Source organism: Desemzia sp. FAM 23989 (genome assembly GCF_045528345.1).
Classification (GTDB): domain Bacteria; phylum Bacillota; class Bacilli; order Lactobacillales; family Carnobacteriaceae; genus Desemzia.
In genome coordinates this window covers 116,996-126,000 of sequence record NZ_JBGQQT010000006.1, presented here as the reverse complement: position 1 = coordinate 126,000, position 9,005 = coordinate 116,996, and the positions used below count along the sequence as shown (strand labels likewise).

Below are 9,005 nucleotides of genomic sequence, written 5' to 3'. Positions count from 1 at the left end.
ACATATGTGTGGTGACGATGGCAAGAAGGTCACACCTGTTCCCATGCCGAACACAGTAGTTAAGCTTCTTAGCGCCGAAGGTAGTGAGGGGTTTCCCCTTGTGAGACTAGGACGTTGCCGCGCATATAATTTTTGGAGGTTTAGCTCAGTTGGGAGAGCATCTGCCTTACAAGCAGAGGGTCAGCGGTTCGAGCCCGTTAACCTCCACCATGAGTCATTAGCTCAGTTGGTAGAGCATCTGACTTTTAATCAGAGGGTCGCAGGTTCGAATCCTGCATGACTCATTCTAGTTGCTTGTTGACTAGTATGTTGCCTTAAAGTAAATGCGGGTGTGGCGGAATTGGCAGACGCACTAGATTTAGGATCTAGCGCCGCGAGGCGTGGGGGTTCAAGTCCCTTCACCCGCATCATTTATTTTTTTGGTATTAAATAATTGCCGGCTTAGCTCAGTTGGTAGAGCATCTGATTTGTAATCAGAGGGTCGAGGGTTCAAATCCTTTAGCCGGCACCATTTGCGGAAATAGCTCAGTGGTAGAGCACCACCTTGCCAAGGTGGGGGTCGCGGGTTCGAACCCCGTTTTCCGCTTTCTAGTCATGCTAGAAAATGATAACTTGTTCATTAAAGCCGGGGTGGCGGAACAGGTAGACGCACAGGACTTAAAATCCTGCGGATAGTGATATCCGTGCCGGTTCGATTCCGGCCCTCGGCACCATTATTAGCACCCATAGCTCAATTGGATAGAGTACTTGACTACGAATCAAGCGGTTGCAAGTTCGACTCTTGCTGGGTGCATCTCTTTTAAAGAGTTTTTACTAACGTATACGGGAATTAGCTCAGCTTGGTAGAGCACTTGGTTTGGGACCAAGGGGTCGCAGGTTCGAATCCTGTATTCCCGATTTTATTTAGGGGCCTTAGCTCAGCTGGGAGAGCGCCTGCCTTGCACGCAGGAGGTCAGCGGTTCGATCCCGCTAGGCTCCATTGCAACAAGATTTCTTAATTTAATTATGGCGGTGTAGCTCAGCTGGCTAGAGCGTCCGGTTCATACCCGGGAGGTCGGGGGTTCGATCCCCTCCGCCGCTACTTTAATTGAATAAAAGAACTTGGACCTTTAGCTCAGTTGGTTAGAGCAGACGGCTCATAACCGTCCGGTCGCAGGTTCGAGTCCTGCAAGGTCCACTTTGATCTTTTCGATTAGAATTACCTTGTATTTCACGGAGGATTACCCAAGTCCGGCTGAAGGGAACGGTCTTGAAAACCGTCAGGTGTGTAAAAGCACGCAAGGGTTCGAATCCCTTATCCTCCTTATTGTGTCTGTAAGCAGTCATGGAAATTTATATTTATTATCGCGGGGTAGAGCAGTTGGCAGCTCGTCGGGCTCATAACCCGGAGGTCGCAGGTTCGAGTCCTGCCCCCGCAATAGTGCAACAATGCACTGAAAGAAAAATTAAGCTGATTTTGGTCTCGTGGTGTAGGGGTTAACATGTCTGCCTGTCACGCAGAAGATCGCGGGTTCGATTCCCGTCGAGACCGTTTTATGCGGGTGTAGTTTAGTGGTAAAACCTCAGCCTTCCAAGCTGATGATGGGAGTTCGATTCTCCTCACCCGCTTTTATGGGCCTATAGCTCAGCTGGTTAGAGCGCACGCCTGATAAGCGTGAGGTCGATGGTTCGAGTCCATTTAGGCCCATTACACCAATTAATTTATTGGTTTGTAAAAAGTAAAATTGTGGTTTGGGGAAGTACTCAAGTGGCTGAAGAGGCGCCCCTGCTAAGGGTGTAGGTCGTTAACGCGGCGCGAGGGTTCAAATCCCTCCTTCTCCGTTAGTTTTAGCACCAATCCATAATATTTCTATCAAGTTATCTGGCCCGTTGGTCAAGCGGTTAAGACACTGCCCTTTCACGGCGGTAACACGGGTTCGAATCCCGTACGGGTCATGAGGTTTTAAACCTCTTCAAAATAAACAATTGTTTATATCGGAGGATTACCCAAGTCCGGCTGAAGGGAACGGTCTTGAAAACCGTCAGGTGTGTAAAAGCACGCAAGGGTTCGAATCCCTTATCCTCCTTATCGTGTCTGTAAGCAGTCATGGAAATTTATATTTATTATCGCGGGGTAGAGCAGTTGGCAGCTCGTCGGGCTCATAACCCGGAGGTCGCAGGTTCGAGTCCTGCCCCCGCAATGTGCAGCAGTGCACTGAAAGAAAAATTAAGCTGATTTTGGTCTCGTGGTGTAGGGGTTAACATGTCTGCCTGTCACGCAGAAGATCGCGGGTTCGATTCCCGTCGAGACCGTTTAATTGAATATTTGGCCCGGTAGCTCAGTTGGTAGAGCACTTGATTGAAGCTCAAGGTGTCGGCAGTTCGACTCTGTCCCGGGCCATAACTAAAATGCGGGTGTAGTTTAGTGGTAAAACCTCAGCCTTCCAAGCTGATGATGGGAGTTCGATTCTCCTCACCCGCTCTTTTTTTATGTCTTTTGGGCCTATAGCTCAGCTGGTTAGAGCGCACGCCTGATAAGCGTGAGGTCGATGGTTCGAGTCCATTTAGGCCCATATTCTTCTTAGAAAAATAATTAATCAGGCCCGTTGGTCAAGCGGTTAAGACACTGCCCTTTCACGGCGGTAACACGGGTTCGAATCCCGTACGGGTCATTAAAATACAGAATGCTAAAAAGAGCTGTTCACAGTCAAATGACGTGAACAGCTCTTTTTGGTTGGTTTGACGTACGCAGGGGCAGTAAGATACCTGAGACAGCACCTATCGTTTCTTGAATAGGTTGGACATTCTATGCTAGCTGGACTCTATGCTGGAGAAATTTATTATCTCAAGTTCCATATTATCAGCTTATTCCCATTTCAGCTGTTCTACACCTTGGAGGACGGTAGTTTTATGAGGAAGAAAAAGATTTTATTTCTCATACTGGATTAAACGTTATTACGGATACTTTGCTGATTGCTCATTATGAATTGTAAATAAATAGAATATAAAAAAGAGAATTTTCGAATATAAAATCAGCAAAAATACCTTCATTAGAATGTGGTATTCTACCTTCATGCTAACAAAGTTATTTTTGCTGGGTGTATTCATGTTTTAAAGATTTGCGAAATAGAGGACTTCTGCAAAAATAAAGATTACTGTATACAGAAGTTGGAACAGCCGGAACGTTTTCAGTGTGACAGATTTGGAGTCTTTCCAACTATGAGTGATAAATAATCTGGCCAGACGGATGGCTAACGGGAGAGTTAAAATAAAAAGAAACAACCCCATACGAAATGTACTATACAAAAATAGTCCTGTACTTAGATAAATGAAAATCAGTAGGGTTACCAATATATAAGACTGGCCTATTGCAACACGAGGAGATTTTTTTTCTGCTAAATAACTGCCGATTTCAATAAACAAATGTAAGATGACCAATGGTGTACTCCAGACAATCAGTATTAAAGGAAGAAATTGCGCTTGAATAAAGAAACTTAAGTAGGTCAGCATACCACCTTTGAAAATTCCTAAAATCAAGACAGCAACAATAGGAAACTGGTTATCTTTAAGAACTTGTTGGAAATGAATGATTAAACTATATAAGATAATTAATAAAGCAATAGAATAATGGGATTGAAAGCTGAGAAATGCTATTAACAAGATATTCATTAATTCCATAAGATAAAACGGACCTTTAAGTTCTGATTTATTGAGAAACGAGTGCTTTTTTAAATAATTTTCAATACAGTAATTTACGAAAAGCAGTAAATAAAAAGCGATAAATTTTCCAATATTCAATGGGACATATTGAACAGCATAAAGGGTCCCTATCAGGAGATAGCTGAATGGAGTGAAGAGTACCAAAACTATTGGATTATATAAAAAGGTTTCAATGGTATTTTTTATGGGCATAAAAGACTGGCTCCTTTCTTCTAATTCCTATCTATCATACCAAAAAAATTAAAAGGAAAAAGAAAAAGATTTCAGTTTTTATAGAAAAAGATTTCAGTTTTTATAAGGCGTATCATTTTCAGAGAAATTGTGATAAACTGTATAAGGTTTGCAAAAGGATTCCCGATAGGATTCACTTTTAGTAGTGGAGAAGCCTTGTAACCGAAAAAACAAAGGGGGATATCTAATGTCAGAAAGAAAATTATTCACATCCGAGTCCGTATCAGAAGGACACCCGGATAAAATTGCTGATCAAATTAGTGATGCAATTCTTGATGCCATTTTAGAAAAAGATTCAACAGCTCGTGTAGCTTGCGAGACGATTGTTACTACAGGATTGGTTTTAGTAGCAGGAGAGATATCAACATCTGCGTATGTTGATATTCAAAAAATTGTACGTGATACCGTACGAGACATAGGGTATACAAGAGCTAAGTATGGTTTTGATGCTGAAACATGTGGCGTTCTTGTAGCAATTGATGAACAATCAGGTGATATTGCTCAAGGAGTTAATGATTCAGTCGAGTTTAGAGAACTGGATGATGATCAACTGAATCAAATTGGTGCTGGAGATCAAGGGTTGATGTTTGGTTTTGCTACAAACGAAACGCCTGAACTGATGCCATTGCCTATTTCATTGAGCCATCGTTTAACAAGAAGAATTGCTCATTTGCGTAAAAACAAAGAAGTGATCTATCTGAGACCAGATGCTAAAGCTCAAGTAACAGTAGAGTATGATGAAGCTGGAAACCCAGTTCGGGTAGATACAGTTGTTATCAGTACTCAACATGCTCCAGAAGTAGTTTACGAACAATTGAAACAAGATATGATTGATTTAGTAATCAAACATGAAATACCAGAAGACTTATTAGATGAAGAGACAAAATACTTTATTAATCCTACTGGTCGTTTTGTTATCGGTGGTCCTCAGGGAGATGCTGGATTAACAGGACGTAAAATCATTGTAGATACTTATGGTGGATATGCTCGTCATGGAGGCGGAGCCTTTTCTGGTAAAGATCCAACAAAAGTTGACCGCTCAGCAAGTTATGCTGCCCGCTACATTGCTAAAAATATTGTAGCTGCTGGTTTAGCAGACAAATGTGAGGTTCAGTTAGCTTATGCCATTGGTGTAGCTCAACCCGTATCTATTGCGGTAGACACATTTGATACAGGAAGAGTTTCTGAGTCAGCTTTAATCGAAGCTGTTCGTGCTAATTTTGACTTGAGACCTGCAGGCATTATCAAAATGCTTGATTTGCAAAGACCTATCTACAAGCAAACTGCAGCATATGGGCATTTTGGCAGAACGGATATTGATTTGCCATGGGAAAAGGCAGATAAAGTCGAAGTATTAAAAGGATTATTGGAGCACTAAAAAAAACGTTAGGACATTAAATTTGTCCTATCGTTTTTTTATTAGCGTTTTTCAATAGCGAGTAAGAAAGGAGGCTGATTTTGTTGATTGACAAAACCGTATCTTAGAACAGTGTACTCTTTTTGTGACAAATGAGAAGCAAAGTTCAAAACCGCTTCTTTTTCTTCACTTCCGCCTTCATGTCCATAGTAAACGACAACAATCAGTAAGGCTCCTTTTCTCAACATGGGAAGCAATGTTGAGATTGCTTTTAAAGTAGTATGACTTTTGGTGATGATCGATTTATCACTTTTTGGCAAATAGCCAAGATTAAAAACGGCTCCAGCTAGAGGTGTATCAACATTTAACACATCTTCGACTGTTTCATGACCTTGATGGTACAATTCTACTTGAGGAAGCAGGCTGGTGTAGAGTAGTTTTTCTTTTGTCTGTCGAATTGCTTGTTCTTGGACATCAAACCCGTAAACTTTACCATAGGGACCAACTAATTTAGCCAGTAAGACGGTATCGTCTCCGTTTCCAACAGTGGCGTCTACCACAATGTCTCCTGGACTGATGGTATTTATTAATAAGGTATGACTGAATCGCAAAGCATTTTCAATCAAAAGGTTCACTCCTATAACTTCATTTTTTTACTGAATGCGTTTCTCCACTTAGGATAGGTGCCTATAGTGAAGGCAAGCCATGCTGCTCCAACTGAGAAACCGCCTATAACATCTGTAGAAAAATGTACGCCAATATAAATGCGGCTGAGACCCACGATAAAAATCACTGCAGTTCCAATGATGAATAAACTATTCCGATATGTTTTGTGAGTGGATTTTTTGGATAAAAGAAATACAATACCGCCGTAACAAATCATGGCTCCCATAGAGTGGCCACTAGGAAAGGAATAACCGCCCTGTTCTACTAAATGTTCAACCAGGGGGCGAGAACGATGAAATATCAGTTTCAGTCCTTGATTTAACAATACCGATCCGACAATCGATTGAACTGCCAGCCATAGAGCAGCTTGATAATCCCTATACTTCCAAATTAAAAATGCGCTGGTTAATAAAATACTGATTGCGATATAATATACATCCCCAAAATCAGTAACCGCAATAAAAAAAGCAGATAAAGTTGTGTTTCTTAGAGATAGAACTGGATTACCGAGCCATTGGTCAAAAGCGTAAACCATCTCATTATTGATGAAGGCAAGCAATACGATGGCTAGAAAAGGAGTCAACAAAATAAGGCTCCATTGATACCAAGCAAACCGTTTTTTAAAAAATGTGTGTCTATTGTTTTCCATATGTTTCCAACTTTCTGTTTTAACTGTACTATGCAATTATATAGTTTATCACATATTGGAAAAACAGTTCACTAAAAGTTCTCATTTTGTAATATATGTACCAAGCAACAAACTCAATAGTACTAAGATATAAGAACACTTCTAATTGATTACATTCATGTGACAAATGTTAAATTTGATGCAACTTGATTTATAAGTGTTTCACTTATAAATGTTTATCGTTATAATTAAAACAACTATAGCACATAGGCACTTATTTGTTTATTTAATTAGGAGGGACCTACACTTTGGTGATCACTAGAAAAGAGAGAATCTCGTTGTTGGAAGAAGAAAGAACAATACACAAAATGAAACTTTCCAATGCAAGGCTCAAAAGAGGAACTGCACTGTTTAGTACGTCTTTATTGGTAGGTTTACTAGCATTTCCTACATACACTGAAACCGTTAAAGCAACTGAACTGGATAAAGATCAAGCAGTAGCAAATGAAGTAGAAAAAGATATCGAGGTTGCTGAAGGAGAAACAGTAGCTGTTGAATCTGAGACAAGTGGCGTAACTCAAGACAATTTAAATGATGCCTTATCAGAAGAAAAAGAGATTGAAAAAGAACAAAAAATAAATGAATTTAAACAATTGGTTTCTCAAGAAATTTTTGACGCTATTACCTTTGAGACTTTGTCTTTAGAAGATGTTGACCAATTAGTTGACAATGCTCTATTAACGGCTGATGCCAATCAAACATCTGCAGAAGAATCAGCAGATGGAGAAGCTTCTGAAGATCTAGTTGACGAAGAAAGTACTGAAGTTGCGGTTGAAACTAACACAGAAGATCCTGCAGAAGAACAAGCTTCAGAAATTCAACCAGAGACACCGGAAGCTGTGGAAGAAACAGAAGAAGCTGTAGAAGTGATAGAAACTGAAACACCTGAAGCAGAACTTGCAGAAGTGGACTCTGTGCCGGAAGAAGTTAGTGAGACTGAAGAACAAGCAGCAACAGAAGATATCATCGTAGAAATCGAAGAAGGAAAAACTGAAGCCGAAATACCAGAGGACTCTGTTGTAGAAGAAAATACAAAGTCTGAAGAAACAGTATCAGATGAGAAAGCTGCTTCAGAAGAAGCTCCTAAAGAACAAGAGAAAGAACAAGTTGTTGAAGCAGAAGTTCAAGCTGAGGTTCCTAAAGCTAGAACTATGGTAGCTACTACGTCAGCAACTGTTGTGAAGGAAACAACTGCTGAGAAAAAGATCCATGTAGTTAAAAGCGGCGACACATTAAATAAAATTGCCTCAACTTATGGCGTTTCGGTAAATGATTTAATCGGTTGGAACAACATTACGAATAAAAACGTAATCAAAGTTGGCCAGCAGATTTATATCAATCAACAAGCGCCTAAACAAAAGCAACTTGAAAACATTAGTACAGCTCAAACGGCAGAACAATTCATTGCAACTGTAGGATCATTTGCGAGTGAAGTAGCTGCTAAAAATAATCTTTATGCCTCTGTGATGATTGCTCAAGCTGGGTTAGAAAGTGGTTGGGGTTCAAGCAGCCTTTCTAAAGCACCGAACAACAATTTATTTGGTATCAAAGGTTCTTACAATGGCGAATCAGTTACTATGTATACCAAAGAATATTCAACAGCAACAGGATGGGTCAATATTCCGCAAAACTTTAAAAAATACCCTTCTTATGCTGAATCATTCCAAGATAACGCTAATTTATTAAAAAATGGAACATCTTGGAATTCTAATTATTACTCTGGAGCTTGGGTAAGCAACACATCTAATGTATACGAAGCTACAGCTTGGTTAGAAGGTCGTTATGCGACCGATCCAACTTACGCAGCTAAATTAAACAATTTAATCAAATTATACAATTTAATTCGTTTTGATGTAGCATCGCCTGGTTCAGGAAATACTGGTGATACAGGAAGCACGCCTTCTACACCAGTGATGCCAACCCCTTCTGAAAATGAAAATACGAATCCTGAAACTGGTACTACTAGTCAGTATACGATTCAATCAGGAGATACACTATCTGGCATCGCTCGTAAATACAGTACAACAGTGGCGAGTTTGAAATCAATGAATAATTTGAAATCCGATACGATCTATGTTGGACAAAAATTAACAGTCAATGGGTCAGCACAAGGAGGAAGCACACCATCAACAGGTACTACTACTCCTAATACTGGTACAAGTACTGGCCAATACACGATTCAATCAGGAGATACACTATCTGGCATCGCTCGTAAATACAGTACAACAGTGGCGAGTTTGAAATCATTGAATAATTTGAAAACCGACACAATCTATGTTGGACAAAAGTTAACAGTCAATGGAGCAGCACAAGGAGGAAGCACACCATCAACAGGTACTACTACTACTCCTAATACTGGTACAA

Annotated in this window: 5 protein-coding genes, 25 tRNA genes, 1 rRNA gene and 1 riboswitch; of the genes, 28 read left to right on the top strand and 3 right to left on the bottom strand. The window is 40.3% G+C overall.

What is annotated here, in order from left to right; genetic code table 11:
- The first annotated feature begins 7 nt into the window (after nt 1–7).
- The 26 genes from rrf (at nt 8) to ACEN36_RS05505 (ending at nt 2,651) form a co-directional block, all read left to right on the top strand.
- A 5S ribosomal RNA gene (gene rrf, locus ACEN36_RS05630) occupies nt 8–123 on the top strand.
- 11 nt (nt 124–134) lie between these two features.
- A tRNA-Val gene (locus ACEN36_RS05625) sits at nt 135–210 on the top strand.
- A gap of 1 nt (nt 211) precedes the next feature.
- Nucleotides 212–284, top strand: a tRNA-Lys gene (locus ACEN36_RS05620).
- Nucleotides 285–325: 41 nt separating this feature from the next.
- Nucleotides 326–407, top strand: a tRNA-Leu gene (locus ACEN36_RS05615).
- 28 nt (nt 408–435) lie between these two features.
- Nucleotides 436–511, top strand: a tRNA-Thr gene (locus tag ACEN36_RS05610).
- A gap of 3 nt (nt 512–514) precedes the next feature.
- Nucleotides 515–586 (top strand) — tRNA-Gly (locus tag ACEN36_RS05605).
- 38 nt (nt 587–624) lie between these two features.
- Nucleotides 625–713: transfer RNA gene (locus tag ACEN36_RS05600), tRNA-Leu, on the top strand.
- 6 nt (nt 714–719) lie between these two features.
- A tRNA-Arg gene (locus tag ACEN36_RS05595) sits at nt 720–793 on the top strand.
- A 30-nt stretch (nt 794–823) separates the two neighbouring features.
- Nucleotides 824–897, top strand: a tRNA-Pro gene (locus tag ACEN36_RS05590).
- A 9-nt stretch (nt 898–906) separates the two neighbouring features.
- Nucleotides 907–979, top strand: a tRNA-Ala gene (locus tag ACEN36_RS05585).
- A 28-nt stretch (nt 980–1,007) separates the two neighbouring features.
- Nucleotides 1,008–1,081: transfer RNA gene (locus ACEN36_RS05580), tRNA-Met, on the top strand.
- A gap of 22 nt (nt 1,082–1,103) precedes the next feature.
- Nucleotides 1,104–1,177, top strand: a tRNA-Ile gene (locus ACEN36_RS05575).
- Between the two features lie 37 nt (nt 1,178–1,214).
- Nucleotides 1,215–1,304, top strand: a tRNA-Ser gene (locus ACEN36_RS05570).
- Between the two features lie 41 nt (nt 1,305–1,345).
- Nucleotides 1,346–1,418 (top strand) — tRNA-Met (locus tag ACEN36_RS05565).
- A 40-nt stretch (nt 1,419–1,458) separates the two neighbouring features.
- Nucleotides 1,459–1,531: transfer RNA gene (locus ACEN36_RS05560), tRNA-Asp, on the top strand.
- 6 nt (nt 1,532–1,537) lie between these two features.
- Nucleotides 1,538–1,608: transfer RNA gene (locus ACEN36_RS05555), tRNA-Gly, on the top strand.
- Between the two features lie 5 nt (nt 1,609–1,613).
- Nucleotides 1,614–1,687, top strand: a tRNA-Ile gene (locus ACEN36_RS05550).
- 46 nt (nt 1,688–1,733) lie between these two features.
- Nucleotides 1,734–1,821, top strand: a tRNA-Ser gene (locus ACEN36_RS05545).
- 42 nt (nt 1,822–1,863) lie between these two features.
- Nucleotides 1,864–1,935: transfer RNA gene (locus ACEN36_RS05540), tRNA-Glu, on the top strand.
- 41 nt (nt 1,936–1,976) lie between these two features.
- Nucleotides 1,977–2,066 (top strand) — tRNA-Ser (locus ACEN36_RS05535).
- 41 nt (nt 2,067–2,107) lie between these two features.
- Nucleotides 2,108–2,180, top strand: a tRNA-Met gene (locus tag ACEN36_RS05530).
- Between the two features lie 39 nt (nt 2,181–2,219).
- Nucleotides 2,220–2,292: transfer RNA gene (locus ACEN36_RS05525), tRNA-Asp, on the top strand.
- 15 nt (nt 2,293–2,307) lie between these two features.
- Nucleotides 2,308–2,380: transfer RNA gene (locus ACEN36_RS05520), tRNA-Phe, on the top strand.
- Between the two features lie 10 nt (nt 2,381–2,390).
- A tRNA-Gly gene (locus ACEN36_RS05515) sits at nt 2,391–2,461 on the top strand.
- Nucleotides 2,462–2,478: 17 nt separating this feature from the next.
- Nucleotides 2,479–2,552, top strand: a tRNA-Ile gene (locus tag ACEN36_RS05510).
- Between the two features lie 27 nt (nt 2,553–2,579).
- A tRNA-Glu gene (locus ACEN36_RS05505) sits at nt 2,580–2,651 on the top strand.
- A gap of 439 nt (nt 2,652–3,090) precedes the next feature.
- Here ACEN36_RS05505 and ACEN36_RS05500 read toward each other — a convergent pair.
- Nucleotides 3,091–3,891, bottom strand: coding sequence for a hypothetical protein (locus ACEN36_RS05500; RefSeq protein ID WP_407126138.1), 801 nt, complete (start codon nt 3,889–3,891; stop codon nt 3,091–3,093).
- Nucleotides 3,892–4,033: 142 nt separating this feature from the next.
- Nucleotides 4,034–4,120, top strand: a riboswitch (SMK box riboswitch).
- On the opposite strand from ACEN36_RS05500, the gene metK reads away from it, so the two are divergent.
- Nucleotides 4,118–5,308, top strand: a complete 1,191-nt coding sequence (metK, locus tag ACEN36_RS05495; RefSeq protein WP_407126136.1) for a methionine adenosyltransferase — start codon at nt 4,118–4,120, stop codon at nt 5,306–5,308. Its footprint overlaps the riboswitch before it by 3 nt.
- Nucleotides 5,309–5,349: 41 nt before the next feature.
- Here the strand turns inward: metK and ACEN36_RS05490 are convergent, their stop codons facing one another.
- On the bottom strand, nt 5,350–5,913 hold the full coding sequence (locus tag ACEN36_RS05490; RefSeq protein WP_407095572.1) for a class I SAM-dependent methyltransferase: 564 nt from the start codon (nt 5,911–5,913) through the stop codon (nt 5,350–5,352).
- 11 nt (nt 5,914–5,924) lie between these two features.
- Nucleotides 5,925–6,602 (bottom strand): phosphatase PAP2 family protein, encoded by a 678-nt coding sequence (locus ACEN36_RS05485; protein WP_407126135.1) that lies wholly within the window; start codon nt 6,600–6,602, stop codon nt 5,925–5,927.
- A 290-nt stretch (nt 6,603–6,892) separates the two neighbouring features.
- Between ACEN36_RS05485 and ACEN36_RS05480 the strand changes: the two genes are divergently transcribed.
- On the top strand, nt 6,893–9,005 hold a 2,113-nt coding region (locus tag ACEN36_RS05480; RefSeq protein ID WP_407126134.1), incomplete at its 3' end, for a LysM peptidoglycan-binding domain-containing protein.